This is a genomic window from Achromobacter sp. EG18 (assembly GCF_059759395.1).
In genome coordinates this window covers 6,139,290-6,165,958 of the sequence record NZ_CM186213.1, presented here as the reverse complement: position 1 = coordinate 6,165,958, position 26,669 = coordinate 6,139,290, and the positions used below count along the sequence as shown (strand labels likewise).

Genomic DNA, 26,669 nt, shown 5'->3' with positions numbered 1-26,669 from the left:
TCATTACAGAATTATTTCTTGTCATAAAAAGAATGGAACCACCCCAGGATGTCCGGACTCATTACCCTGCTTGACTTCGCCGGCTACGTCGCCCTGCTGCTGTGGGGCGTGCACATGGTCCAGACAGGCGTGCAACGCGCCTTCGGCGCCGCACTCGGCGCCGCTCTCGGCCGGGCGCTGGGCACCCGCTTGCGCGCCTTCGCCGCCGGCCTGGGCATCACCGCGGCGCTGCAGAGCAGCACCGCCACCGGCCTGATGATCACCGGCTTTGCCGCGGGCGGCGTGGTCGGCCTGGTGCCGGCCCTGGCCGCCATGCTCGGCGCCAACGTCGGCACCACGCTGATCGTGCAGTTGCTGTCGTTCGACCTGACCTCGCTGGCGCCCATCCTGATCCTCGCCGGCGTCTGGATGTTCCGCCGCTATCCGCCGGGCCGCACCCGCGACCTGGGCCGCGTCTTCATCGGCCTCGGCCTGCTGCTGCTGTCGCTGCACCAACTGGTGGAACTGTTCGAGCCGTTCCAGACCGCTCCCATGCTGGGCATGATCCTGGACGCCCTGGCCACCCAGCCGGTGGCGGCCGTGCTGCTGTCTGCCGCCTTCACCTGGGCCGCCCACTCCAGCGTCGCCGTGGTGGTGCTGGTCATGTCGCTGGCCAGCCATCACATGGTGGCGCCGCACGTCGCCTTCGCGCTGGTGCTGGGCGCCAACCTCGGCACCGCCATCAACCCCATGATCGAGGGCGTCACCGGCGACGACCCCGCCGCCCGCCGCCTGCCCCTGGGCAACCTGCTGACCCGCATCCTGGGCGTGCTGGCCGGCCTGGTGCTGCTGCCCTGGCTGCAACCGCTGATGAGCGAGATGTCCAGCGACCCGGCGCGCGCCGTCGCCAACTTCCACACCCTCTTCAACGCCGTCATCGCGCTGGCGTTCCTGCCGCTGCTGGCGCCCTACGCTGCCCTGCTGACCCGCTGGCTGCCCAAGCGCGCCGATCCCAATGACCCGTCCCGCCCGCAATACCTGGACGAATGGGCCCACGACGTGCCCGCCGTCGCGCTGGGCAACGCCGCCCGCGAAGCCCTGCGCATGGCCGACATGCTGCAGACCCTGCTGCTGTACGCGCGCGCCGGCTTCAAGCGCGACAATCGCCACCGCATGGTGCAGGCGCGCCAGCTCGACACGGCCCTGGACAAGCTCGAAAGCGCCATCACCACTTACCTGGCCACGCTCGACCAGGAAAACATGACGCGCGACGACGTGCAGCGCATGGATGACATCCTTGCCTTCATCAGCAACATCGGCCATGCCGGCGACATCGCCCACCACGGCCTGCTCAGCCACATCGCCAAGCTGCGCAAGCAGGGCTGGACCTTCTCCCCCGAACAACGCGCCAGCCTCGACGACACCCTGGGTGAACTGATCTCCAACCAGCGCCAGGCCGCCGCCCTGTTCGTCAACGACGACCTGCGCCAGGCCCGCGCCCTGGCCGGCGAAAAGTCCCGTTTCCGCACCATCGAAACGCAGGCCGCGGACGCCCATCTGCAGAAAATCAAGGGCGGCCAGGTCGACGCCGCCGAAGTCGGCGCCCTCTACCTCGACATCCTGCGCGACATGAAGGGCATCAACTCCCACCTGGTCGGCGCCGCCGCCTATCCCCTCCTGGCCCGCCACGGCGAACTCCTCCCCAGCCGCCTGCGCGAAGCGGGGAATTAGGGCCCCCACGCGGCGCGCGCTTCGCGCGCTTGCTGCCCCCCGAGGGGGCTGGCCCGCCTTCGGGCGGCCGGGCGGCGGGCCGGCCCCCACGCCGCGCGCGCTTCGCGCGCTTGCTGCCCCCCGAGGGGGCTGGCCCGCCTTCGGGCGGCCGGGCGGCGGGCCGGCCATCCTGGCGGGAGATTTTTGAAGGCTTCCGCGCTGCCCCGCAATGGCTGCCACCGTTGGGGGCTACCCCGGCTTGAAGCAACTGTGTCGCACGGTGGCGATTGCCGCATGCGATAGAACTCGCTCCCCTTCATTCATCTACGGGGCGCAATAGGCGGACAGTTCTCTCCGCGACACCGCACTACCTATCGCCCCCCTCTTCCCGCGCGCGCGCAGCGAACCCGGCCCCGACGCCGCACACCGCGTATGCCAGGGCCGGCTGCCCGCGCAGCCGACCCTGGCGGGCCCCGCAAACCTCTCGCATGCCGCCGCGGTCCAGCAGCGCCCCATGCCTCGAAACCGGTAGCCCGGCGCGGGTGGCGCACGGGTGGGCGCGCCGTCAGATGCGCCCGACGGAAACCGTAGGGAGCCGAAGGCGTACGAGGTTGAGGTTGGGGTAGTCCGGAGCGAAGGCTCCGGACCGCAATCGCAGGCGCGCCCACCCGTGCGCCACCCGCGCCGGGCGGCCTACGAAAGCAACAACACCCCTAAAAAAAACCGCCACGCAAACGCGCAGCGGCTTCTCATGACGCCAAGGGCACAATCCCTCTCAAAGGTACCGCTTGAACCACTCCAGCATCCTCCCCCACCCATCCTTGGCCGCTTCCGCCTGATAACTCATCCGGTAATCCGCCAGGAAAGCATGATCCGCCTGCGGGTACACCACGAACTCGGAGCGCCTGGCATTTTCATTGCCGCCGGCCAGCTTGGTTTTCATTATCTCGATATCCGACACAGGAATGCTGGCATCCTTGGCGCCATACAGGCCCAGCACCGGCGCGTGCAGTTCATTGACCACATCGAACGCGAAGCGCTTGATCAACGGTCCGTGCCCCGAACTCAGTCGGCCATACCAGGCCACGCCCACCTTCACGTCCGGATTGTGCGCCGCGTACATCCAGGTCAGGCGCCCGCCCCAGCAGAACCCTGTCACCGCCACCCGCTTCGGGTCACCGCCATGCTGCGCGGCCCACGCCACGCTGGCGTCCAGGTCGGCGAACACCTGCTCGTCGGGCACCTTGCTGACGATTTCGGAGATCAGCTTGGGAATATCGGTATAGGTCGACGCATCGCCCTGGCGCTCGTACAGATTCGCGGCCACGGCCAGATAACCGGCCTTGGCCACCCGGCGGCAGATATCCTTGATGTGCTCGTGCACCCCGAAGATTTCCTGGATCACCAGCACCACTGGCAGGTCGCGCCTGCCTTCGGGGGCAGCGTAATAGGCGCTGATGGATCCATCGGCCACGGGCAACTGGAAATCCCCGTGGGCCAGCCCCTGGGCGTCCGTGTGGATCACGGTGGGGGCGACATTGCCGGCGGCGGCGGAAAAACTCATGGCGAACTCCTGGTAGGAATCAAGGCGGAGCCGATGTCCCGCGGTTCGCCTTGCGGCATCCGCGACACGACCGGCCAGGTTCGAAAGCAAAGCCGGGTATCGCGCACGCTGCGGTTCAATGCGTATGCACGTGCTCTGTACGCGCCGCGCCGTGGCCGGCGCCCGCCTCGTGATCATGCCCGTGGTGCATCAGCGTCGTGACGCTGTAGATCAGCACCACGCCCACGCCCACCAGCAGCAATTGCGGCACCGCATCGGCCAGGGATACCCGTTCGTGCATCTGCGGCATCAGGTCGGCCACCGAGATGTAGAGGAAGCTGCTCGCGGCAACCACCAATACGTACGGCACCCAGTCCTGCGCCTGTTGCAGCACGAAGTAGCCTATTATGCCGCCCACGGCTGAACACAAGCTGGTGAACAGGATCAGCGCGAAAGCGCGACGGCGCGCCAGGCCGGCGTTGAGCAGCACCACGAAATCGCCCAGCTTGTGCGGCACCTCGTGCACGATGATCGAGGCGGCCGTCAGCACGCCCAGCAGCGGATCGGTCAGGAAGGCCGCCGCGACCAGCACGCCGTCGCACAGGTTGTGCAGCGAACTGCCGATCAGGATAAGCACGCCCCCGCGCCCCGCCTCGTGGCGGTCGTGGCCATGATGATGATGGTGGCCGTCGCCCTCGTGATGGTGGCTGTGGCGCAGCAGCGCGATCTTCTCCAGCACGAAAAAGCCGATCAGCGACGCCAGCATCAGGCCGAACAGCACATGGGCATCGGCCACCCCGCTTTCAAAGGCTTCCGGCAGCAGGTGCAGCAGCGCGACCGACAGCAGCACTCCCACGGACAGGCTGACCATGTGGTGCAGATAGTGGGCGAAAACCTTGTAGGCCAGCCAGCTGGCGACAAGGACGGCGATGAGGCCGCCGGTGATGGTGGCAAGAAGGACCCACAGCAGAAGCATTTGGGGGACGTATTATTATCAGGGAGGAAGCGCAACATTATATTGTTGCAGGGCAAAAAGCGGAAATAGGCCGCCCAAAGAAAGCTGCGCCCTTCCCTCGCGCGGCCCCGCGATGCTCGCCCGCGCGGCGCCATCGGCGCCGCGCCCTGGCTTCAGTGCGCCTGTTCCCAGTTCTTGCCCACGCCCACCTCGGCCACCAGCGGGACGCGCAGCTCGGCCACGTTGCACATCAGGCGCGGCAGGGTTTGCTTGACCAGCTCCAGTTCGGCGTCCGGCGCTTCCAGCACCAGTTCGTCGTGCACCTGCATGATCATGCGGGTCTGCAGCTTTTCGGCTTCGAGCCAGTCCTGCACCGCCACCATCGCCATCTTGATGAGGTCGGCCGCGGTGCCCTGCATCGGCGCGTTGATCGCCGCGCGCTCGGCGCCCTGGCGACGCGGCCCCGAGGCGCCGCGGATCTCCGGCAGCTGCAGCCGGCGCCCGAACACGGTCTCGACGTAGCCTTGCTCGCGGGCCACGCGGCGCGTGTTCTCCATGTACATGGCCACGCCGGGATAGCGGGCGAAGTAGCGGTCGATATACGCTTGCGCCGCGTCGCGCGTGATACCCAGGTTGGACGCCAGGCCAAACACGCCCATGCCGTAGATCAGGCCGAAGTTGATCGCCTTGGCCGCGCGCCGCTGCTCGGACGACACATCCGCCAGCGCCACGCCGAACACTTCCGACGCCGTGGCGCGGTGGATGTCCTCGCCGGCCGCGAAGGCGCGCTGCAGATTGGCGTCGTCCGACACGTGCGCCATGATGCGCAGCTCGATCTGCGAATAGTCGGCCGACAGCAGCAGGCCCTGCTCGGCGATGAAGGCCTCGCGCACCCGGCGCCCGGCCTCCGTGCGCACCGGGATGTTCTGCAGGTTGGGATCGGACGACGCCAGGCGGCCGGTGATCACCGCGGCCTGCGAATAGTGCGTATGCACGCGGCCGGTATCGGGATTGATCATGCGCGGCAGCTTGTCCGTGTAAGTGGACTTCAGCTTGGACAGCCCGCGGTACTCCAGCAGCACCTGCGGCAGCGGGTAGTCCTGCGCCAGCTTGCTCAGCACTTCCTCGTCGGTCGATGGCGCGCCGCCGGCGGTCTTGCGCACCACCGGCAACTGCATGCGGCCGAACAGGATCTCGCCCAGCTGCTTGGGTGAATTCAGGTTGAAGGGCTGCCCTGCCAGTTCATAGGCCTTCTGCTCGAGCTGCAGCATTTCCTGGCCCAGCTTGTGGCTCTGGCGGCCGAGTTCCGCCGCATCGACCTTGACGCCGTTGCGCTCGATCGTGGTCAGCACCGCCGACACCTGCATCTCCAGCAGGTAGATGCGTTCCAGCCCGGCATCGGCCGCCACCTGCGGGCGCAGCACCTGGTGCAGTTGCAGCGTGAAGTCGGCGTCCTCGGCGGCGTAATGGCCGGCCTTGTCCACCGCCACTTCGTCGAAGCCGATCTGCTTGGCGCCCTTGCCGCACAGGTCTTCGTACGAAACCCCGCTGCGGCCCAGGTAGCGCTGCGCCAGGTCGTTCAGGCCGACGCCGCGATGCGACTCCAGCACGTAGGCCTGCAGCATGGTGTCTTCGGCGATGCCCGCCAGGCGGATGCCTTCGTTGGCGAACACGTGGGTGTCGTACTTGGCGTGATGCAGCAGCTTGGCGCGCGAGGCGTCTTCCAGCCACGGACGCAGCCGTGCCAGCACCTCGTCCTTGGGCAGTTGCGTGGCGCCGTCCGGGCCGCGGTGCGCGACCGGGATATAGCAGGCCACGCCCGGCGCCACCGCCATCGACAGGCCGACCAATTTGGCCTGCATCTCGTCCAGCGAGGTGGTCTCCGTATCCACCGCCACCAGCGCCGCCTTGTCCACCAGTTCCATCCAGGCGTCGAACGCCGGCCAGTCGGCAATGATGCGGTAATCCAGCTCCGTGGGCGCGGCCGGCACTTCGGCCGCCACGCGGGCGTCGCCCGTCGGCACGCGCTCGGCGTCGCCGGTCAGGTCTCGCAGCCAGGTGCGGAAACCGTAGCGTTCGTACAGTTCGGTCAGGGTGGCGTCGTCGCGATCGCGCGGCGTCAGGTCGTCGACGCTGTCGACGTGGCCGGTCAGGTCGCAGTCGCACTTCACCGTCAGCAGCTGGCGCGTCAGCGGGAAATTGGGGATGGCTTCGCGCAGGTTGTTGCCCGCCACGCCCTTGATGCCTTCGGCGCCTTCGACCAGCTTGTCGATCGAGCCGAACTCGGAGATCCATTTGGCGGCCGTCTTAGGGCCGACCTTGGTCACGCCCGGGACGTTGTCGACGGTATCGCCCACCAGCATCAGGTAGTCGACGATGCGGTCCGGCGCCACGCCGAACTTGTTGAGCACGCCGGCCTCGTCCAGCACCTCGCCGCTCATGGTGTTGACCAGGGTGACGTGGCTGTTGACCAGTTGCGCCAGGTCCTTGTCGCCGGTGGACACCACCGTATGCACGCCGCGTTCGGCGGCGCGGCAGGCCAGCGTGCCGATCACGTCATCAGCCTCGACCCCCTCGATGGCCAGCACCGGCCAGCCCAGGGCGCGCACGGCGCGGTGGATGGGCTCGATCTGGGCCGCCAGGTCTTCCGGCATGGGCGGACGGTGCGACTTGTATTCCGGATACAGATCGTCGCGGAACGTCTTGCCACGCGCATCGAAAATACATGCGGCATACTCTGCCTTATAGTCGGATACAAGCTTGCGCAACATATTGACTACGCCGTACAGCGCACCCGTAGGTTCGCCTTGCGCATTGCGCAAATCAGGCATAGCGTGGAAAGCGCGGTACAAGTAGCTTGAACCGTCGACCAGCAATAAGGTTTTTTTCATGGTTACAAAGGCAGATATGGCAACAACTGCGGCAACAACTGCGACGGCAATTGCGGCGACGCCCGCCGAAAAACAAATTCCGCTGATTATGTCAGAGATACGGACGGCGGCGGAAAAGCTCGCGCACATCGGGCCCGCGGTCAGTGTCTTCGGCAGCGCGCGCGTCAGCCGCAACTCCCCCCACTATGAAACCACCGTGGCAATCTCGGCCGCCCTGGCCGAGGCGGGGTTCGCGGTCATCGCGGGCGGCGGCCCGGGCATCATGGAGGCGGCCAACAAGGGGGCCTTCGAAACCGGCGGCACCAGCATCGGGCTGAACATCAGCCTGCCGCACGAAGCCCATAACAACGAGTATCAGACCATCAGTCTGTCGTTTGAGTACTTTTTCTCCCGCAAGGCCACGTTCTTCATGCACAGCTTCGCCTACGTGGCGATGCCGGGCGGCTTCGGCACCCTGGACGAGCTCTTCGAAGCGTTGACGCTGATCCAGACCGGCAAGGTCCCGCCCGCGCCCATCGTGCTGGTGGGCAGCGAATACTGGTCCGGCCTGGTCGAATGGCTGGGCGGCCAGGTACTGGGCAATGGCATGATCGGGGCGCACGACCTGGATCTGTTCATCATCGAGGATGATCCGCGCAAGGTCGTGCGCAAAGTGGTCGAGTTCCACCAGAAGGTCAGCACGGAAGCGCAATACGCGCCGTCTCTGCCGGCCTGACGCCCGCTGGCCGGGAAAGACGCCCGGCAATACCGGGCGGCCGCGGATCGCGGCCGCCCGCCTGCGCCTACTTGCGCATGAACGACGGCAGCACGTCCGCCGGAATCGGGCAGACGTACGGCTGGCCGCGGCGCATTTCCAACAACTCTTCCTTGGCGCGCGCCAGCGTCTCGGGCTGCCGATAGAGATCCGCCGCCGTGGCGGCAATGATCTTGGCCGCGTGCACCATGCCCTTGTGCGCCAGCGACAGCTTGCCCTGCGCCACCATCTGCCACGAATGGAACGGCGTGCCGTAGGCATAGCAGGCGCCCCAGCATTGCGCGGTGGGCGTCACCCAGCTGACGTCGCCCACGTCGGTCGAGCCGTAGCTGATCTCGTGCCTGCCGGGCTCGTAGGGCGCCACGCCGCTGAACAACGGCGTCGGATTGCGCAGCACCGCGCCCAGGTTCTTGCCGGCGTTGTCGATGTCATCGGCCGAAATCGCGTCCCACATGCGGCGCGCGGCCTGCTGTTCGCCCTCGGTGTAAGCGGGTCCCTGCAGCGCCTGCATGTTGGCGTACATGACCTGGTTCAGCACGCCGTTGGGAATGTAGTTGGAGCAGGCCTTGTCGAACACGATCTCCAGCTCGCAGCCGGTCATCAGCGCCGCGCCGCGGGCCACGTTCTTGACCCGTTCGTACAGCTCGGCGGCCTGCGAATTGATCGGCGCGCGCACCAGGTACAGCACTTCGGCGCGGGCCTGCACCACGTTGGGCGAGATGCCGCCGCTGTTGGTCACCGCGTAGTGCACCCGCGCGTCCGGCACCATGTGCTCGCGCAGGTAGTTCACGCCTACGTTCATCAGTTCCACCGCGTCCAGCGCGCTGCGTCCCAGGTGCGGCGAATTGGCCGCGTGCGCCGCCACGCCACGAAAGCGGAAATAGGCCTGGATGTTGGCCAGCGACGACTGGTGGAAGATGCCGGTGTGCGAAGCCGGATGCCAGGTCAGCGCCGCGTCCAGGTCGTCGAACAGGCCGGCGCGCGCCATGAAGGTCTTGCCCGAGCCGCCCTCCTCGGCCGGACAGCCATAGAAACGGATACGGCCCGGCAGGCCATTGCGTTCGAGGAATTCCTTGACCGCCACCGCCGCGAAATGCGCGGCCGTGCCCAGCAGGTGGTGGCCGCAGCCATGGCCGTTGCCGTTGGGCGTTTCCGGCGACGGCTGGCAGGCGTAGGCGCCGCTTTCCTGGCTCAGGCCGGACAGGGCATCGTATTCACCCAGGATGCCGATCACCGGGCCGTCCGTGCCGGCCTCGGCGACGAAGGCCGTGGGGATGCCGGCGGCGTCGCGGGTGACGCGAAAGCCGGCCTCTTGCAGCATAGCGATGTGCAATTCGGCCGACTTGTGCTCGTCATAGCGCAATTCGGCCAGGCTCCAGATGCGGTCGCTCAGCTCGGCGTAGCGGTCGCTGCGCGCGTCGATGAACGGGGCAAGAATGTCGATGGCTCCCATCGTGTCTCCAGTGGCGGTCTACAGGATCTGCGGGCGCCGGCCACGGTACGTCGCCGGCGGTGGCAAAACGTCATTCGTCGAGCTTGATGGCGGCAGTTTCAATGATTTTGCGATTGGCGGCCAGGGTCTGCGCGATGCGCTGGCTGAAAGCCTGCGGCGTGCCGGCGTCGGGCTCGGCGCCCAGGGTGGCCAGCCGCTGCACCAGCGCCGGCTCGGCCAGCGCCCGCCGCACCGCGTCGTTCAGGCGCAGCACCACGGCCTCGGGCGTGCCCGCCGGCGCCACCAGGCCAAACCAGGTCTGGCCCAGCGCATTCAACTGCGGGTAGCCCAGTTCGGCCAGCGTCGGCAGCTGCGGCAGGCCGGCCAGTCGCGCGGGGGCCGCCACCGCGATCGGGCGCAGCTTGCCCGCCTTGATCAAGGACTGGGCCGAGGCGTACTGATCCTGCTGCACCTGCACCTCGCCGCCCACGGCGGCCGTCAATGCGGGGCCCATGCCCCGGTAGGGCACGTGCAACACCTCGACCTGGAGGTCGGCATTCATGGCCGCCAGGTTCAGGTGACCGAGCGATCCCACGCCGGGCGAACCGAAGGAATACTTGCCGGGATGTCTTCGCAATTCGGCCAGGAACTGTGCGAAATCCGTCGCAGGAAAGGCCGGGTTCACCATCCACACCACCGGCACGTTGGCCACCGAACCCACCGCCGTCAGTTGCTTTGCCGGATCGACGCGCGCCGTACCGTACAACAGCGGATTGACCGCCATGGTGCTGACGGTGGCCATGCCCAGCGTATAGCCATCGGGCTCGGCCCGCGCCACCGCCTCGGTGCCGATCAGGCCGCCGGCGCCGGCGCGGTTCTCCACCACCACGCTCTGGCCCAGTTCCTTGCGCAGGCCATCGGCCACCGCCCGCGCCAGGACATCGGTGGAGCCGCCGGGAGCGAACGGCACGATCAGGCGCACCGGCTGCGAGGGATAGACGCCCTGCGCGTGCGCCAGGAACGAAACGCCGACCAGTGCGGCGCAGACGAAAGCATGCAACAGACGGGACTTCATGGAACGGCGAATCCTTGAGTGGAAACCGGCAGCCGGCGTCACGCCATTCTGGGCAGGGCATATCCTTATTTCAAATACATTAACCAACCAATATATTCATACTTTGAATATCTTGCTCCGGAATGTTCGATCCATGGACGTCGCTCCCGCCACCCTGCTCGCCCGGCTGCTGGCCAAGGGGCGCCTGCGCCACCTGCAACTGCTGGCCGGGGTTGCCGAACTGGGCAGCCTGCAGCAGGCCGCCGCGCAGATCGGCATGAGCCAGCCGGCCGCCACCCATGCCCTGGCGGACATCGAATCCCTGCTGGGCGTGGAGCTGTTCGAACGCCATGCGCGCGGCATGCGCGCCACCCGCTGCGGTCAATTGATGGCCGATTGCGCGCGCGGCATGCTCACCTCGCTGCGCGCCTCGACCGACTCCGTCGCGGCCCTGCGCGGCGGCGCCGCCGGCAGCCTGCGCTTGGGCGCCATCCCGGCAGCCAGCAGCGGCCTGCTGGCGCAACATCTGCCGGCCTACATGCGGGCCCATCCGGACCTACAGGTGGACTTGCAGGAAGGCAGCCGCGAACAATTGCTGCCGCTGGCGGCCGCGGGCAATCTGGACATGCTGCTGTGCCGACGCCCCGAAGCGATGCCCGCCGGCCTGGACTTCGTCCCGCTGCAACAGGATGGCGCCGTCATCGTCGCCACGCCCGGCCATCCGTTGCTCGCCAGCGACGCCGCGCCGACATTGGCGCAGGTGGCAACCCAGCTCTGGATCCAGCCACGTCCGGAACTGGCGATCCACGCCGTCTTCACCGCTTTCTTCGAACGCGCCGGCGTGGTCCCGCGGCTATGCCGCCTGGCCAGCGCCGCGCCGCCCATGCCATTGCTGATCGCCGTCATGCAGGCGCAGCAGGCGCTGGCCATGGTGCCGCTGACGCTGGCCGGCTGGTATCTGCAACATGGCCATTTTCAGCGCGTGCGGATCGAATCGCCGGGCGCCTTCCAGCCCATCGGCGCCATCGTCGGACAGGCGGGTCCCGGCCGCGAATTCCTGCACTGGTTGATGCGCGCGCCGCAACAACCCGCCCCCTGACCGCCGCGCCGAAACCGGCTCAACGCAGCGCCCGCTCGATCGCTTCGCGCGCCTGGCCGATAAAGGCATCTTCGCCCGGCCGCGCCGGCAGCAGGCGGAATTCAACGTCGGGCAACGGCGGCAGGCCGGGCGCCTGCAGGCGGCCGATGCCTGGCGCCAGTGCCGACTCGTTCAAGCAGGCCACGCCCAGCCCCGCACCGATCGCCAGTTGCAACCCCGCGACGCCCGAGGCCACGTGCGCCACGGCGTACGGCACGGCGCGCCGAGCCAGCAATCGTTCGGCATACTGGCGCAACGCGCAGGTCTCGGGCAGCGCCAGCAATGGCAACGGTTCCGGCGGCGCCGACGCGCCCTCGGCCGCCATCCACAGCAACGACTCACGCCGCAGCAATGGTCCCGACGCCCGCCCTTTCGACGCGCCGCGCTCCAGGATCACCATCGAAATGCCGACATCGACTTCGCCGCGTTCGTAGGCGGCCTCGATCGCGCCGCTTTTCATGATGGTGACGTGCATGCGCACCTGGGGATACTGCTCGTTCAGGCGCCGCAGCAGGCGCGCCACGTCGCCGGGCCGGAAGTAGTCGGTGATGCACAGCCGCAACTCTCCACGCAGCGCCACGCCGCGCAGGTCGCGGTAGGCTTCGTCGCTGAGCGCCAGGATGGCGCGCGCATGCGCCAGCAGGCGTTCGCCGGCGGGGGTCGCGACCACGCCCGACTTGCCGCGGATCAGCAGCGGCTGGCCGGCCCGCTCCTCCAGCTTGCGCATCTGTTCGCTGACGGAGGATTGCGACAGGAACACCTTGGGCGCGGCCGCCGTCAGGCTGCCCGCATCCAGCACCGCCACCAGCGTGCGCAACTGGTCGAGATCGAATCCGGACATGGCTTATCCAACGGTTTATACGATGGAAGAAATCGTAAATTCCCGCTTTTCCGATGTCAATGCCGTCCCTACACTGGCTCCATTCCCCTCACCCAAGGAGCCTGTCATGCCCCACATCGTCGTCCACGTATCCGGCCAGCCCGACGCCGCGCGCAACCGCCGCATCGTCGATTCGGTCGCCAGCCTGACCCAGTCGGTGCTCGGCAAGAAGCTGCCGGTCATCGCCATCACGCTGCAGCACATTCCGCTGGACCAATGGTTCATCGGCGGGCGCCCCTTGTCGGAACTGGGCAGGAACGCCTTCCACCTGGACATCAGCGTCACCGACGAGACCAATACCAAGGCCGAGAAGGCGCGCTTCATCCAGGAGATCTACGCAGCCTTCGGCGAGATCCTCGGCGAGCTGCACGAATGTTCCTACGTGCATGTAATCGACGCGCGCGCGGCCGCCTATGGCTATGGCGGCAAGACGCAGGAATACCGGCACCAGCACGCCTGAGCCCGCGTGCCGGCGCACGGGCGGCGGCCGCTGCGCCGCGTGGTCGGCAGCGTGTGGGCCGTCGACCGCTTGAACAGCGCCGCAGGCAAGCCCGCGGCCACGAATGAAAAAAAGCCGCGCACCCCGAAGGGTGTGCGGCTTTCCGATTGCCAGGCGCGCGGGGCCTGAACCCCGCCCCGCCTTACACGGCGGATTCGCGCGCGGCGCGCTTGCGCTCGTTTTCCTGCAGGTAGCGCTTGCGCAGACGGATCGACTTGGGCGTGATTTCCACCAGTTCGTCGTCGTCGATGAATTCCACGGCGTACTCCAGCGACATCTGGATCGGCGGCACCAGGCGCACGGCTTCGTCGGTGCCCGAGGCGCGCACGTTGGTCAGCTGCTTGCCCTTGATCGGGTTCACGACCAGGTCGTTGTCACGGCTGTGGATGCCGATGATCATGCCTTCGTACAGCGCATCGCCCGGGTTCACGAACATGCGGCCGCGATCCTGCAGCTTCCACAGCGCGTAGGCCACGGCGTCGCCGTTGTCCTGGCTGATCAGCACGCCGTTGCGGCGCTCGCCGATCGAGCCTTCCTTGATGGGCGCGTATTCGTGGAAGATGTGGCTCATCAGGCCGGTGCCGCGCGTCAGCGTCAGGAACTCGTTCTGGAAACCGATCAGGCCACGGGCCGGAATCAGGTATTCCAGGCGGGTGCGGCCACGGCCGTCCGGCTGCATGTCCTGCAGGTCGCCCTTGCGGCGGCCCAGTTCTTCCATCACGCCGCCCTGGTGGGCGTCTTCGACGTCGATGGTCAGCGACTCGAACGGCTCGCACTTGACGCCGTCGACTTCCTTGAACACCACGCGCGGACGCGACACGGCCAGCTCGTAGCCTTCGCGGCGCATCGTTTCCAGCAGGATGGTCAGGTGCAGTTCGCCGCGGCCCGACACTTCGAACACGGTGTCGTCGCCGGTGTCGCGCACGCGCAGCGCCACGTTCGACTTCAGCTCGCGGTCCAGGCGGTCGCGCAGTTGGCGGCTGGTGACGAACTTGCCTTCACGGCCCGCCAGCGGCGAGGTATTGACCATGAAGTTCATGGTCAGCGTCGGCTCGTCGATGCGCAGCATCGGCAGCACGTCCTGCGTCACGGGGTCGGTCACGGTGCAGCCGATGCCCAGGTCTTCGATACCGTTGATCAGCACGATGTCGCCGGCTTCGGCTTCATCCACCACGATGCGCTCCAGGCCGTGGAACTTCAGCACCTGGTTGATGCGGCCGCGGCCGCCCTGGCCCTCGGGACCGAACTTGTAGGCCACTTCCATGCCGGGACGCATGCGGCCGCGGTTGATGCGGCCCACGCCGATCTTGCCGACGTAGCTGTTGTAGTCCAGCGAGATGATCTGCATCTGCAGCGGGCCGTTGGGATCGTCGTCGCGCTGCGGCACGTGCTGCAGGATGGCTTCGAACAGCGGGCGCATGTCGCCTTCGCGCACGTCCGGCGTCAGGCCGGCGTAGCCGGACAGGCCCGAGGCGTACACCACCGGGAAGTCCAGTTGCTCGTCGGTCGCGCCCAGCTTGTCGAACAGGTCGAAGGTGGCGTTGATGACGAAATCGGTGCGGGCGCCCGGCCGGTCGACCTTGTTGACCACCACGATGGGCTTCAGGCCCAGGGCCAGCGCCTTGCGGGTCACGAAGATGGTCTGCGGCATCGGGCCTTCGACGGCATCGACCAGCAGCAGCACGCCGTCGACCATCGACAGCACGCGCTCGACTTCGCCACCGAAGTCCGCGTGCCCCGGGGTGTCGACGATGTTGATGTGCGTGCCTTCGTATTCAACGGCACAGTTCTTGGCCAGAATCGTGATGCCGCGTTCTTTTTCCAGGTCGTTCGAGTCCATGACCCGTTCGGTCAGCGCCTGGTTTTCGCGGAAGGTGCCGGATTGGCGCAGCAGCTGGTCGACCAGGGTGGTTTTACCGTGGTCCACGTGGGCGATGATGGCGACGTTGCGCAAGGCGCGAGTCATAGCGAGTCCTTTAAGGTGGTGGCGGGCAGCAAGCCCGCCGGCAATTCGTTCAGTGCAAGCAATGCCTGCTTGGGGTCTGGCATCGCCTGCAAGGCATCCAGCGCAACGGCGCGTTCCAGAGAAAATGGCCCGACGTGCGTGCGCCGCAGCGCCGCCAGGTGGGCGTAACAGCCCAGCGCGCGCCCGATGTCCTGGGCCAGCGTCCGGATGTATGTGCCTTTACTGCAAGCCACATCGATCTCTGCCTGCGTCCCGTTCAGGGACAGCAGCTCGATGCGGTAAATCGTAATCTGCCGCGGCGGGCGTTCCAACTCGATGCCGGCCCGCGCGTATTCGTACAGCGGCTTGCCGTCGCGCTTGAGCGCCGAATACATGGGCGGAATCTGCTCGATCGTGCCCGAGAAACGTGACAGCGCGTCGCGCAGCGCCTGTTCCTCGACCACGAAACCGGGCGCGGCGGTGGCCACCACGTTGCCGGTCAGGTCGCCGGAATCGGTTTCCTCGCCAAATTGCAGCGTAGCGCGGTAGGCCTTGTCGGCGTCAAGCATCGCGCCGGAAATCTTGGTTGCCCGGCCCATGCAGCACACCAGCAGGCCGGTGGCAAAGGGGTCGAGGGTGCCGGTATGGCCGGCCTTCGCCGCGTCCATGGCACGCTTGGCGCGTTGCAAGGCGTGGTTGCTCGACAAACCTACGGGTTTGTCGAGCAACAGCACACCGTCGAGCGCAAGCCCGCGTCGTTTAGCCATCGTCGGAATCCGGAAATTAAAGCAGTGACGACAGCCCGATCAGGACTGGTCTTCAGGTTCGTCGGGCACGCCCGAGTGCGGGCCGGGCCGGTTTGCGCGGTCGATGAGGATCGACATTTCGATACCACGGGCAATCTGCTCGTCGTGGAAGAAGCGCAAAGTGGGGACAGTATGAATGTGCAGCAGCTTGTACAGCTGGGAATGCAGCCAGCCGGCCTTCTCGTTCAGCAAGGCGGTCGCGGCCTCGGGCTCGGCGCCCAGGACCGTGAAATACACCTTGGCATGCGCGTAGTCGGTCGACAGTTCCACACCGGAGAGCGTGATCAAGCCAGCGCGGGTCGTGTCGATCTCGCGCTGGATGATCCCGGCCAGATCCTTCTGGATCTGGTCGGCCAGCCGCAGATTGCGGCCGGGGATGGCTTTGGACTTGTGACGGCTCATGGAAGCAATGCCTCGCGACGCTTTACAGCGTACGCGCGATTTCCTTGATTTCAAAGACTTCCAGCTGGTCGCCCACCTGGATGTCGTTGTTGCCGCGCAGCGTAAGACCGCAATCGAAGCCCGACTTGACTTCCTTGACGTCGTCCTTGAAGCGGCGCAGCGAATCGAGCTGGCCGGTCCACTGGACCACGTTGTTGCGCAGCAGGCGGACCTGCGAATCGCGACGCACCAGGCCGTCGAGCACCATGCAACCGGCGATGTTGCCGATGCGGGAGATGCTGTAGACCTCGCGGATCTCGACCAGGCCGATGATCTCTTCCTTCTTCTCGGGCGCCAACATGCCCGACATGGCTGCCTTCACCTCGTCCACGGCGTCGTAGATGATGTTGTAGTAGCGCACGTCGATGCCGTTGGTCTCGGCCAGCTTCTTGGCGCTCGCTTCGGCGCGGACGTTGAAGCCGATCACCACGGCGTTCGAGGCGATCGCCAGGTTGATGTCGCTTTCCGAGATGCCGCCCACGGCCGCGTGCACCACTTGCACGCGCACTTCGTCGGTCGACAGCTTGGTCAGCGACTGCACCAGCGCTTCCTGCGAACCCTGGACGTCGGTCTTGACGATCAGCGCCAGGGTCTGGGTGCCTTCGCCCAGGTTGTCGAACATCGACTCCAGCTTGGCGGCCTGCTGGCGCGCCAGCTTGACGTCGCGGAACTTGCCCTGGCGGAACAGCGCGATCTCGCGCGCCTTGCGCTCGTCTGACAGCACCATCAGCTCGTCGCCGGCGGCCGGCACTTCGGTCAGGCCCTGGATTTCCACCGGGATCGACGGACCGGCGGCCTGGATCGGCTTGCCGTTCTCGTCGAGCATGGCACGCACGCGGCCGAAGCTGGCGCCAGCCAGCACCACGTCGCCACGGTGCAGCGTGCCGCTCTGGACCAGGATGGTCGCGACGGGGCCGCGGCCCTTGTCCAGGCGGGCTTCGATCACCAGGCCCTTGGCGGGCGCGTCCACCGGCGCCTTCAGTTCCAGCAGTTCGGCCTGCAGCAGCACGTTCTCGAGCAGAGCGTCGATGCCCTCGCCGGTCTTGGCCGACACCGGCACGAACGGCACGTCGCCGCCGTATTCTTCCGGCACCACTTCCTCGGCGACCAGCTCCTGCTTGACGCGCTCGGGGTTGGCGCTGGGCTTGTCGATCTTGGTCATGGCCACCACCATCGGCACGCCGGCGGCCTTGGCATGGTGGATGGCTTCGCGCGTCTGCGGCATCACGCCGTCGTCGGCCGCGCAGACCAGGATGACGATGTCGGTGGCCTTGGCGCCACGGGCACGCATGGCGGTGAACGCCTCGTGGCCCGGGGTATCCAGGAAGGTCACCATGCCACGCTCGGTTTCCACGTGGTAGGCGCCGATGTGCTGCGTAATGCCGCCGGCTTCGCCCGCGGCAACCTTGGCGCGGCGGATGTAGTCCAGCAGCGAGGTCTTGCCGTGGTCGACGTGGCCCATCACGGTCACGACCGGAGCGCGCGGCAGCTGTTCGGCTTCCGACACGCTGGCGGTTTCGTCCAGGAAGGCTTCCGGGTCATCGAGCTTGGCGGCGATCGCCACGTGGCCCAGTTCCTCGACCACGATCATGGCGGTTTCCTGGTCCAGCACCTGGTTGATGGTGACCATCTGGCCCAGCTTCATCAATTGCTTGATGACTTCGGCGGCCTTGACGGACATCTTGTGGGCCAGGTCGGCCACGCTGATGGTTTCCGGCACGTGCACTTCGCGCGCGATGAATTCCTGCGGCGCCGGCTCGTTGCGGCGATCATTCTGCTGGTTGCGGCCACCACGGCCGCCACCCTTGCCACCGCCCTTGCCGCCGGCACGCCAGCCGTCGCGGCTGGCCGGCGCCGCCGGCTTGTCGGCCGGCTTCTTGCGCGAGGCGTCATCCGACCAGGTCGAGGCGACTTCGGCCGTCTTGATGGTCTTCTTGGTGCCAGGCGCGGCGGGCTTGGCGTCCTTCTTGGCGCCAGGACCCGCGGCCCCCTTGCCGGCCGGCTTGTGCAGCGTGCCCGAAATCGGCGCGGCTGCCGCGGCGGGCGCTTCCGGTTCGGGTGCGCGCAGCACCTTGCGCGGGCGGTTCAACATTTCGCGCAACGCGGCGGCTTCGGCCTCGGCGGCGCGGCGGGCCTCATCGCGGCCGGCGCCAGTGGCGGAGGCGGCGAGCGGCGGGCCGGCGCGGCGGTTGTCGGCACGGTTGCCAACCTTGGCGGCGGGCGCGGCGGCCTCGACCGGCTTGGCGGCGGACTTGGCGGGTTCGGACTTCGCCGCAGGCGGGACCTGGGCGACAACAGGCGCGGCGGCCTGGGAGGACGATGGTTCGGACTTATTGGCTAGCACAACGGGTTCCGGCTTGGCTTCTTCAGCCTTGGGCTCGGTGGATTCAGTCTTGACTTCGGGCTTGGCCTCTTCGGCCACGGGCTCGGCAGGAGCGGGCGCCGGCGTCGGTTCCGGTTCAGGCTGGGCCTGGACTTCGGCGGCGGGGGCCGCAACGGGGGCGGGCACTTCGGCCGCGACGGGTTCAACAGGCGCGGGCGCTTCCACCGGCGCGGGCGCTTCTACAGCAACGGGTTCCTGCGCCGGAGCCGGAGCGGGGGCCTGGACCGGCGTGGCTTCGCGCGGCTCGACCGGCGCCGTCACTTCGGGCGCGGCCGGCGCGGACACCTGCGCGGCTTCTTCCGCGCCCGCTTCCTCTTCGGCGCGAGCGGCGGCGGCCTGCTCCAGGGCCAGTTCGGAGGGATCACGCTTGACGAACACGCGCTTCTTGCGGACCTCGACCTGGATGGTGCGCGAGCGACCGGTGGCATCGGCCTGGCGGATCTCGGAGGTCTGGCGGCGCGTCAGGGTGATCTTCTTGCCTTCGGTCGCGCCGTGGGCGCGGCGCAGCGATTCGAGCAATTTCGCCTTGTCGCTGTCGGTGACGGAATCGTCCACCGATTTGAGGTCAACGCCGGCCGAGCGCAGCTGTTCCAGCAGCACATTGGCAGGCATTTTCAGCTCGGTAGCGAACTGGGCGACGGTGTTACTCGACATTAGGCTCTCTCTTCCCTATATGCAGCTATTACAAACAACGTGAACTTGCGGCGGACTTGACGGCCATCCGCCGCAGACCCGTGTCCTTTTGGTTATTCTTCGTCAAACCAATGGGCGCGGGCACGCATGATGAGGTCGCTGGCTTCCTGCTCGGTCAGGCCGGCGATTTCCGCCAGCTCGTCCGTCGCCAATTCGGCCAGATCATCACGCGTATGCACTTGACGCTCGGCCAGCTTGGCGGCCAGTTCCGGCGTCACGCCTTCGAGTTCGAGCAGATCCTGGGCCGTTTCAAGACGCTCTTCCTGGGCGATGGCCTCGGTCAGCAGCGCATTGCGGGCACGGGCGCGCAACTCGTTGATGGTGTCTTCGTCGAACGCCTCGATCTCCAGCAGTTCCTGCATGGGCACGTAGGCGATTTCCTCGATACCGGTGAAACCTTCGTCGATCAGGATGTCGGCGACTTCCTCATCGACGTCCAGCTTGTTCATGAACGTGGCGCGCAGGCCCGAACGCTCGACTTCCTGGCGGTTCAGGCTTTCTTCCGGCGTCATGATGTTGATCTGCCAGCCGGTCAGCTCGGAAGCCAGGCGCACGTTCTGACCCTTGGCGCCGATCGCCTTGGGCAGGTTTTCCTCGTCCACCACGACGTCCATCGCGTGCTTGTCTTCGTCCACCACGATGGACTCGACGTTGGCCGGGGCCAGGGCGCCGATGACGAACTGTGCCGGATCTTCCGACCACAGCACGATGTCGACCTGCTCGCCGCCCAATTCATTGCGCACGGCGGTCACGCGCGAACCGCGCATGCCCACGCAGGTGCCGATGGGGTCGATGCGCTTATCGTATGCCACCACGGCGATCTTGGCACGCACGCCAGCGTCGCGAGCGGCTGCCTTGATCTCGAGCAGGCCCTGCTCGATCTCGGGCACTTCATTCTCGAACAGCTGGCGGATGAACTCGGGCGACGTGCGCGACAGGATCACCTGCTGGCCACGGGCGGCGTGGTCGACGCGCAACACGAAGGCGCGCACGCGATCGGCGACCCGCAGGTTTTCCTTCGGGATCATTTCCGAACGCGGCAGGCGCGCTTCGATCTTGCCGGTCTCGATGATGGCGTCGCCCTTGTCCATGCGCTTGATGGTGCCGGACACGATGGTTTCGCCGCGATCCAGGAAGTCGTTCAGGACCTGTTCGCGCTCGGCGTCGCGGATCTTCTGCAGGATCGCCTGCTTGGCGGCCTGGGCGCCGATACGGCCGAACTCGATGGGCTCGAGCGGTTCCTCGATGTACTCGCCAACCTGGATGTTGGGCACGATCTCGACCGCGTCCGACAGCATTTCCTGCTTGTCGGGTTCCTGCAGGCCCGCTTCGTCGGGCACCACCAGCCAGCGGCGGAAACCTTCGTGGTCACCGGTTTCACGATCGATGGCAACACGAATGTCCGCATCATCCTTGAAGCGCTTTTTCATGGCCGAGGCCAGCGCGCTTTCCAGCGCCCCGAACACGACATCACGCGTGACGTTCTTTTCACGCGCCAAGGCATCGACCAACAGAAGAATTTCGCGACTCATCGCTTTTTGCCCTTGAAATCCAGAACGGGATCCAGTTTTGCACGCTCGATATCGTCGACCGTGAAATTCAACACCTGGATTTCGTTCTTTTTTGCCTCAAATTCGAGACCGAACACGGTCTTGTGCATGCCTGCCACGGCGTCCGAAGCCGCGGGCGCGTCTTCGGGCACGGTCAACGTGCCGGAGAAGACCTTGCGTCCGTCCAATGCCTCGCGCAGCTTGATCTCGATGCGTTCGCCCGCGAAGCGACGGAATTCGGCCTCGTTGCGCAACGGGCGGTCAATGCCCGGCGAACCGACTTCCAGCCGCTTGTAGTCGATGTTCTCGACCTCGTACACCCGCGACAATTGGCGGGACACCTGCTCGCAGTCTTCGATGCGCACACCGCCGACCCGATCGATCGTGACGCGCAAAAGGCCCAGCGCGGCACGTTCGACGTCGACGAGTTCGACGTCCATGCCGGCCAGTGCCTCTTCGGTCAATGCGAATAAATCAGCCATATACTCAAAAAAAATGGGCTGCACGCCCAGCCCACCGTATTGCACAGTGCCCAGCCGCCACCCTACTGCACGTAAGGAGCAATGCTGGGCAGTGCCCTATATTGCGACCTAATTTTCGGCTCGCGCCGCCCTTGCGACGCATTCGCCAGCTTCGAATTCCGCATTTGCTTGCACACCCGCCGAGCCAACCGCCACAGCCAGGATGCATGCCATCAAACAGGCATTCCGGCGCGCCAGACAGCAAAAGCGGGGCGCGAACCAGGGAACGCGCAACGAACGCGAAGCCATGAAAACCATTGATTTTACCAGATAAACTGGAAAAACGCCTGATTCGTCACGGGCTTACGGTTAAGTGGGACGCATCCGGCCGGCGGCGCCATCCTGACGCCGCCCCGAGGGTGGCTTAACGCCCCCTGCCGCCTCGGCCGCCCATCACGCCAAGGCGCGATTCATGGGCCGAGGCGCCACGCGGCTGCCAGTCGTCGCCACGAGGCGCCGAACCGCCGCGGGCCGCGCGCGGCTTGCCCCCGGCGCCCGGCCCCTTGTTGCCGCCGGCGCGCGCGCCCTCGGCCTTGTTGCCCGCGCGACCGGCTCCCGCCGGCTTGTTTCCGCGGCCGGCATTGCCGCCGCGCGCGCCTGCCGGCTTGCCGCCAGGCTTGGCGCCCGCCGGTTTCCGGCCAGCGCCCACTGTCGCTTCCGGCGCGCCGGCCGAACCAGCGGCCGCGGCGCGCACGCCGCGCGCCTTGCCGCCACCCGCCTTGCCGCCGCGTCCGCCGGACTTGCCACCCGCGCCCGCCTGGCCGCGACCGCCAGCGGGCTTGCCGCCCTTGCGATTGCCGTTGGCTTCGCCCGCCAGAGGGTGCCCATTGGCATAGCCGCCCGCGATCATCAGCCCGGTTCCGAAGGGATCGGAGGGACACGCCGCCGCCTGGCCAGCGCTGCCCGCACGGCCACCCTGGATCTTGCCGCGACGGCCGATGCGGGCACCGTTCATGCCGTTGCGGTCCATGGTGCCAAAGCCGGGAGGCAAGGCGCTGTCATGCGATTGCGGTTGCTTGGAGCGGCGGCGGTTACCGCCCGACTCGTCGTCTTCACGCAACAGCCCGAGCTGCACCATCAGCGCGGTGACCAGCGAGGCGTTCAGTTCCTCCCAGCGACCACGACGCAGCGTGCGGGGCAACACCACGTCGCCAAAGCGGGTGCGGATCAGCCGGCTGACCGTTACACCAACCGCCTCGAACATGCGGCGCACTTCGCGATTGCGGCCTTCCTGCAGCGTCACCCGATACCAACGGTTGCTGCCGTCGCCACCCAGGTAATCGAGCGCGCCGAAAGCGGCCACGCCGTCTTCCAGCTCGATGCCATCGACCAGCGATTGACGCTGTGCCTCGTCCATCTCGCCCAGCACACGCACGGCGTATTCACGCTCGGTGCCGTAACGCGGGTGCATGATGCGGTTGGCCATGTCGCCCGACGTGGTGAAGATCAGCAGACCCTCGGTATTCAGATCGAGCCGGCCGACCGACAGCCACTTGCCGGTGCGCAGCTTGGGCAGGCGCGCAAACACGCTGGCGCGGCCGCCCGGATCGTCATGGCTGACGATTTCACCCGCCGGCTTGTGATACAGGATCACGCGCGGCGGCTTCTTGGTATTGGTCCGCATGATCGGCTTGCCATTGACCCGCACTTGGTCATTCGGCGCTACGCGCTGGCCGATGTGCGCCGGCTCGCCGTTGACCGATACACGGCCGGCGACGATCAGCTCTTCCATCTCTCGACGCGAGCCAATGCCCGCATCCGCCAGCACCTTGTGCAGCTTGGGCATGACGGCTTCGCTGTTCAGGTACTTGCCCAACCGCTGCTCCATGCGGTCGGCGGTCTCGAGGTACGACAGCGCCTGCTCGGCTTCCTGCTCGCCGCCACGGGCATCTGCCGCATCCGCCTGGCCAGCCGTCGCGGCCTGCCCTTCGGTAGCGGGAGCCTGCTCGGCGGCCGCGTCACCGCGACGGCGGCGGAACGGCGTGCGCAATTTGCGGCCACGGCCACGGGCTTCGCCCTCGGCGGCCGGTTCGCGGCCGGCGGAAGCTTCCGCCGGCGCGTTGGAAACGGCGTCGTCCGGACGGGGGTTGTCGTCCTGCATTGCTGTATTCGTTGTCACTGGGACAGCTCCGAATGTCAAACTTGGGGAGGCCTGCCGGGAGCAGGCGCATCATCATCTGGGGACTCCGGCTCGCGATCAGCCTCGGGCTGATCCGAATCCGGCTCGGTCGACTCCGCCGCGGCGGGGCCGGTATCGGTCTCGAACGACCCGACGCCACGCGCCAGGGGTTCAGCCTCGTCTATCGGTTCGGTCGGTTTCGCGCTTTCCGCGTACTGGGCAACTTCGATTGCAACGCCGGACTCGGCGGCAGCATCGGAAGCGTCAGCGTCTGCGGGGTTTTCGGACAACCCGCCATGCGCCTCTTGGGCGGCATCCACCAGCGGCGTTTCGGCCTGCGTTTCGGCTTGATTGAAACGCCCGGCATCCTCGATGTCCGCAGAGGGCGCATCGGACAAGCTTTCGGCTTGCGCCCGGACGGTGGCATCGTCTGCGGGAATCGCGTCTTCTTCTGCGCGCGAAAGCCGGGATTCTACGCTATCGCCCGCCACGATGGTGGCTTCGTCGTCCGAAACAGACAATTCCACAGCCGGAATACTGGTCTGGGCCGCCTCGCCATCGGCGCCCTCGGGCAACTCGGCAGCCTCCGGCCCTGGCGCCGCCCCCTCCAATTCATCGACAGCACCGGCATCATTGGCCGCGCCAGCCGTGTCGGCATCGGCCTCTTCGGCGGCCTGCGCCAATTGTTGCACCTCGCCCAGGTCCAGGCCAGCCAGGGCTGCGGCGGCATGCGCCGATTCGAGCGCCGGCAGTTCATCCAGCGCGCGCAAGCCCAGGTCATCGAGGAACTGGCGCGTGGTGCCGAACAGGGCCGGGCGTCCCGGCGCATCGCGATGGCCGATCACCTCGATCCAACCGCGATCCTCCAATGCCTTCACGATGTTCGACGAAACCGTTACCCCGCGAATGTCCTCGATGTCGCCGCGGGTCACCGGCTGGCGCCAAGCCACGATGGCCAGCGTCTCCATCACCGCGCGGGAATATTTGGGCGGCTTCTCGGGATTCAGCCGTTCCAGGTAGCGCTGCATGTGGGGACGGCTTTGAAACCGCCATCCGGTTGCCAGCTGCACCAGTTCCAGCCCGCCATCGGCCCAGTTGTTCTGCAGGGTCCCGAGCAACGCGCGCAATGCGCTGTTGTCGAATTGTTCATCGTCCCCGAACAGCTTGCGCATTTCGGACAGTTGCATCGGCTGCACCGCGCAAAGCAGCGCGGTTTCCAGCACGAGTATCGCCTCGCTATCGTTCATCGACATTCAAATTCAAAAAAGGGCTAACTTGCGTTAGGTTGAAAATAAGGCTATTATTCTTTTCTCAGACGCGGGGTGGAGCAGTCTGGCAGCTCGTCGGGCTCATAACCCGAAGGTCGTAGGTTCAAATCCTGCCCCCGCAACCAAATTGATCAAGGCCTGGCGAATGCGCCGGGCCTTTTTCATTTGCGGCCGAAGAATTGTGGCCGAAGAAAATTGCGGCCAAAGAATCGTTAAAGATATTCCGGGCAAACGCGTCAGGAAAAATGCGTTTTTGAGTGAAGGCGCCCCGGGTAAAGACAGCTCGGGCGAAAACGCCCTGAGCAAGCGCGCCTTCGGCCAGAACCACCTGGGCCGGGGCCTGGCGAACCGGCGAACCACCGTCACAGCCACCGACCCGCGCAGCCACCCGGACCGCCACATCGGCCGGACCGCTACAGACAGCGCTGGTTTGCGTATTTCTCACGAGAATCCTGTAGTTACTGCCAAGCACCACATCGCCGGCCACATCGCGGGCCACATCGCGGGCCACATCAACGGCCACGCATCATCGGCCACACATCGCGGGACGCCCCACGAATAACAACCCCATGAGCCGCGTACCCATCGCTACGCGGTTTCGCGGGCGGGTTCGCGCCGGATGGGCTGCGCATACACCCCGACGAGGGCGGGGACAAATTCGTCAGCGGTAAATCCGTCAACGAAGAACCGTATAAGCAAAATCTGGAAAAAGCTGGCCAACGAGCCAACAAGCCTGCGGGGTGCGCCACCGCCTGGCAGCCTTCTCGCGGCGATCGATATTGCGGCAATCGATATCAAGAACCTGAATCGTCAGGCATCGGTCACTGGCGCCACGCGCCTGCCACCGTCATCCGGAAAATCCGGCGAGCCTCCCCTGGTGCTCCTGGCATCCGACCCCGCAATGTCCAGCCGTGCAGCCGGAACCACGACACATCGGAACCACGATTCTTAGATGTTTTCTAAGACTACATGCTAGCGGACATTGGCAAAAGCCCTGATGCGCAGCGCTCAGCCTGTCGAGGCAGCAATCAAATTATACCGTTATATACCCTGCCCTCAACCCAGGCGGCCCGGCAATCCCCCCACGGCAGCAATTCCTAGGACTGATCCCATGGCGCCGGCCCCAGCCTTTCGACCAGGAAGTCCAGCATGGAACGCAGGATCAGGGGCATCTGGCGGCGCGACGCATAGACGCCGTAAATCCCGAGCTCCTGCGGCCTGGCCTGCGGCAGGATGGCCTTGAGCCGCCCCTGCGCAACATATTCGGCGGCGTAATAAGTGGGCAGCATCGCGATGCCCGCGCCCTCCAGGGCCGCCTGCAGCAACACCGACACCTCATTGGCACTGATGTTGCCGCTGACAGGCACGTCCACGGGCACCCCGTCACGCTCGAAACGCCACAGGCTCTTGCCGAAATAGGAGTGGGTCAGGCAATTGCGCAAGGACAGGTCCTCGACCCGCGCTGGCTCGCCCTCACGCTGCAGATATTCGGGCGACGCGCAGACGACCGAACGGCACACGGCCAGCTTGCGGGCAATCAGGTTGGGATCCAGGTCGTTGGTGATGCGCACGGCCAGATCCACCCGCTCTTCGACGAGGTTGACCGCCCGCTCGACCAGCATCAGGTCGACCGACGTACCCGGATGCAGCTTGACGTAATCGGTGACCACCCGCGCCAGATGCCGCGAGCCGAACGACATGCTGGTGGTCATGCGCAGCAGCCCCCGCGGCGTGTCCTCGGGAGTGGACACCGCACTGCGCAGGTCGCCCACCATGTCAAGCATCTGCCGGCACCGCGGCAAGGTTTCGGCGCCGGCCGGCGTCAGGCTCAGGCGCCGGGTGGTGCGATGCAGCAGGCGCACGCCCACCCATTGCTCCATTTCGGCCAGGTAGCGCGACACCATGGCGCGCGACATATCCAGATGGACCGCCGCCGCCGACAGGCTTCCCCGGTCGGCGACCTCCACGAATACCTGCATCGCTTTCAATCGGTCCATGATTGTCTCGATTCTTGCACCAGACTTTGCGGTTATACCGTACTTCCGTGCATTTTCAGCACCTGAAATGGCAACCACCAGACCATTTCAAGCCCCCCTGGCAATCGCCGC

Annotated in this window: 20 protein-coding genes and 1 tRNA gene; 6 read left to right on the top strand and 15 right to left on the bottom strand. The window is 66.4% G+C overall.

Annotation, left to right across the window (positions count from 1 at the left end):
• Positions 1 to 48 precede the first annotated feature (48 nt).
• Entirely contained in the window at positions 49 to 1,710 is a 1,662-nt protein-coding gene (locus AC6CR5_RS28340) for a Na/Pi cotransporter family protein (protein WP_006388345.1), read from the top strand.
• Between the two features lie 754 nt (positions 1,711 to 2,464).
• Here AC6CR5_RS28340 and AC6CR5_RS28335 read toward each other — a convergent pair.
• The 3 genes from AC6CR5_RS28335 to polA form a co-directional block, all read right to left on the bottom strand.
• A complete protein-coding gene (locus tag AC6CR5_RS28335; protein WP_047992281.1) occupies positions 2,465 to 3,253 on the bottom strand; it encodes a dienelactone hydrolase family protein in 789 nt (262 codons plus the stop codon).
• Positions 3,254 to 3,368: 115 nt separating this feature from the next.
• Positions 3,369 to 4,208, bottom strand: a complete 840-nt coding sequence (locus AC6CR5_RS28330; RefSeq protein WP_006388343.1) for a ZIP family metal transporter — start codon at positions 4,206 to 4,208, stop codon at positions 3,369 to 3,371.
• 152 nt (positions 4,209 to 4,360) lie between these two features.
• The gene (gene polA / locus AC6CR5_RS28325) at positions 4,361 to 7,078 is read right to left on the bottom strand and encodes a DNA polymerase I (RefSeq protein ID WP_049050832.1); all 2,718 of its coding nucleotides are present in this window, start codon (positions 7,076 to 7,078) and stop codon (positions 4,361 to 4,363) included.
• On the opposite strand from polA, the gene AC6CR5_RS28320 reads away from it, so the two are divergent.
• Entirely contained in the window at positions 7,077 to 7,793 is a 717-nt protein-coding gene (locus AC6CR5_RS28320) for an LOG family protein (protein ID WP_444978597.1), read from the top strand. The two genes, polA and AC6CR5_RS28320, sit on opposite strands and share 2 nt — an antisense overlap.
• 67 nt (positions 7,794 to 7,860) lie before the next feature.
• Here the strand turns inward: AC6CR5_RS28320 and AC6CR5_RS28315 are convergent, their stop codons facing one another.
• A complete protein-coding gene (locus tag AC6CR5_RS28315; protein ID WP_054443061.1) occupies positions 7,861 to 9,285 on the bottom strand; it encodes a M20 family metallopeptidase in 1,425 nt (474 codons plus the stop codon).
• A gap of 70 nt (positions 9,286 to 9,355) precedes the next feature.
• Positions 9,356 to 10,339, bottom strand: coding sequence for a Bug family tripartite tricarboxylate transporter substrate binding protein (locus tag AC6CR5_RS28310; protein WP_498085112.1), 984 nt, complete (start codon positions 10,337 to 10,339; stop codon positions 9,356 to 9,358).
• Positions 10,340 to 10,472: 133 nt separating this feature from the next.
• On the opposite strand from AC6CR5_RS28310, the gene AC6CR5_RS28305 reads away from it, so the two are divergent.
• Positions 10,473 to 11,417 (top strand): LysR family transcriptional regulator, encoded by a 945-nt coding sequence (locus tag AC6CR5_RS28305; protein WP_498085111.1) that lies wholly within the window; start codon positions 10,473 to 10,475, stop codon positions 11,415 to 11,417.
• 19 nt (positions 11,418 to 11,436) lie between these two features.
• Here the strand turns inward: AC6CR5_RS28305 and AC6CR5_RS28300 are convergent, their stop codons facing one another.
• Positions 11,437 to 12,297 (bottom strand): LysR family transcriptional regulator, encoded by an 861-nt coding sequence (locus AC6CR5_RS28300; RefSeq protein WP_498085110.1) that lies wholly within the window; start codon positions 12,295 to 12,297, stop codon positions 11,437 to 11,439.
• Between the two features lie 106 nt (positions 12,298 to 12,403).
• Between AC6CR5_RS28300 and AC6CR5_RS28295 the strand changes: the two genes are divergently transcribed.
• The gene (locus tag AC6CR5_RS28295; RefSeq protein WP_006388336.1) at positions 12,404 to 12,796 is read left to right on the top strand and encodes a tautomerase family protein; all 393 of its coding nucleotides are present in this window, start codon (positions 12,404 to 12,406) and stop codon (positions 12,794 to 12,796) included.
• Between the two features lie 181 nt (positions 12,797 to 12,977).
• Here the strand turns inward: AC6CR5_RS28295 and typA are convergent, their stop codons facing one another.
• The 8 genes from typA to scpB all read right to left on the bottom strand — a co-directional run bounded on the left by typA (position 12,978) and on the right by scpB (position 24,546).
• Positions 12,978 to 14,801 carry a translational GTPase TypA gene (gene typA / locus AC6CR5_RS28290; RefSeq protein ID WP_006388335.1) on the bottom strand — a complete coding sequence of 608 codons (1,824 nt, stop codon included), beginning with the start codon at positions 14,799 to 14,801 and terminating at the stop codon, positions 12,978 to 12,980.
• Entirely contained in the window at positions 14,798 to 15,547 is a 750-nt protein-coding gene (truB, locus tag AC6CR5_RS28285; RefSeq protein ID WP_006388334.1) for a tRNA pseudouridine(55) synthase TruB, read from the bottom strand. Before truB ends, typA begins: the two co-directional genes overlap by 4 nt.
• Before the next feature lie 39 nt (positions 15,548 to 15,586).
• A complete protein-coding gene (gene rbfA, locus AC6CR5_RS28280) occupies positions 15,587 to 15,988 on the bottom strand; it encodes a 30S ribosome-binding factor RbfA (RefSeq protein WP_006388333.1) in 402 nt (133 codons plus the stop codon).
• 22 nt (positions 15,989 to 16,010) lie between these two features.
• Entirely contained in the window at positions 16,011 to 19,064 is a 3,054-nt protein-coding gene (gene infB, locus AC6CR5_RS28275) for a translation initiation factor IF-2 (protein ID WP_251200391.1), read from the bottom strand.
• Positions 19,065 to 19,156: 92 nt separating this feature from the next.
• Positions 19,157 to 20,635: a transcription termination factor NusA gene (gene nusA / locus AC6CR5_RS28270; protein ID WP_006388330.1), complete on the bottom strand. Its 1,479-nt coding sequence runs from the start codon at positions 20,633 to 20,635 to the stop codon at positions 19,157 to 19,159.
• Positions 20,632 to 21,135: a ribosome maturation factor RimP gene (gene rimP / locus AC6CR5_RS28265; RefSeq protein ID WP_026383122.1), complete on the bottom strand. Its 504-nt coding sequence runs from the start codon at positions 21,133 to 21,135 to the stop codon at positions 20,632 to 20,634. The genes nusA and rimP overlap by 4 nt, the downstream gene beginning before the upstream one ends.
• A 403-nt stretch (positions 21,136 to 21,538) precedes the next feature.
• Entirely contained in the window at positions 21,539 to 23,275 is a 1,737-nt protein-coding gene (rluB, locus tag AC6CR5_RS28260) for a 23S rRNA pseudouridine(2605) synthase RluB (RefSeq protein WP_498085109.1), read from the bottom strand.
• 35 nt (positions 23,276 to 23,310) lie between these two features.
• The gene (gene scpB / locus AC6CR5_RS28255) at positions 23,311 to 24,546 is read right to left on the bottom strand and encodes an SMC-Scp complex subunit ScpB (protein WP_498085108.1); all 1,236 of its coding nucleotides are present in this window, start codon (positions 24,544 to 24,546) and stop codon (positions 23,311 to 23,313) included.
• A 63-nt stretch (positions 24,547 to 24,609) separates the two neighbouring features.
• Between scpB and AC6CR5_RS28250 the strand changes: the two genes are divergently transcribed.
• Positions 24,610 to 24,686 (top strand) — tRNA-Met (locus tag AC6CR5_RS28250).
• A 2-nt stretch (positions 24,687 to 24,688) separates the two neighbouring features.
• The gene (locus tag AC6CR5_RS28245) at positions 24,689 to 25,123 is read left to right on the top strand and encodes a hypothetical protein (protein WP_150101572.1); all 435 of its coding nucleotides are present in this window, start codon (positions 24,689 to 24,691) and stop codon (positions 25,121 to 25,123) included.
• Positions 25,124 to 25,658: 535 nt separating this feature from the next.
• Here AC6CR5_RS28245 and AC6CR5_RS28240 read toward each other — a convergent pair.
• Complete coding sequence (locus AC6CR5_RS28240) at positions 25,659 to 26,558, bottom strand: LysR family transcriptional regulator (RefSeq protein ID WP_006388323.1); 900 nt, start codon at positions 26,556 to 26,558, stop codon at positions 25,659 to 25,661.
• Positions 26,559 to 26,669: the final 111 nt, after the last annotated feature.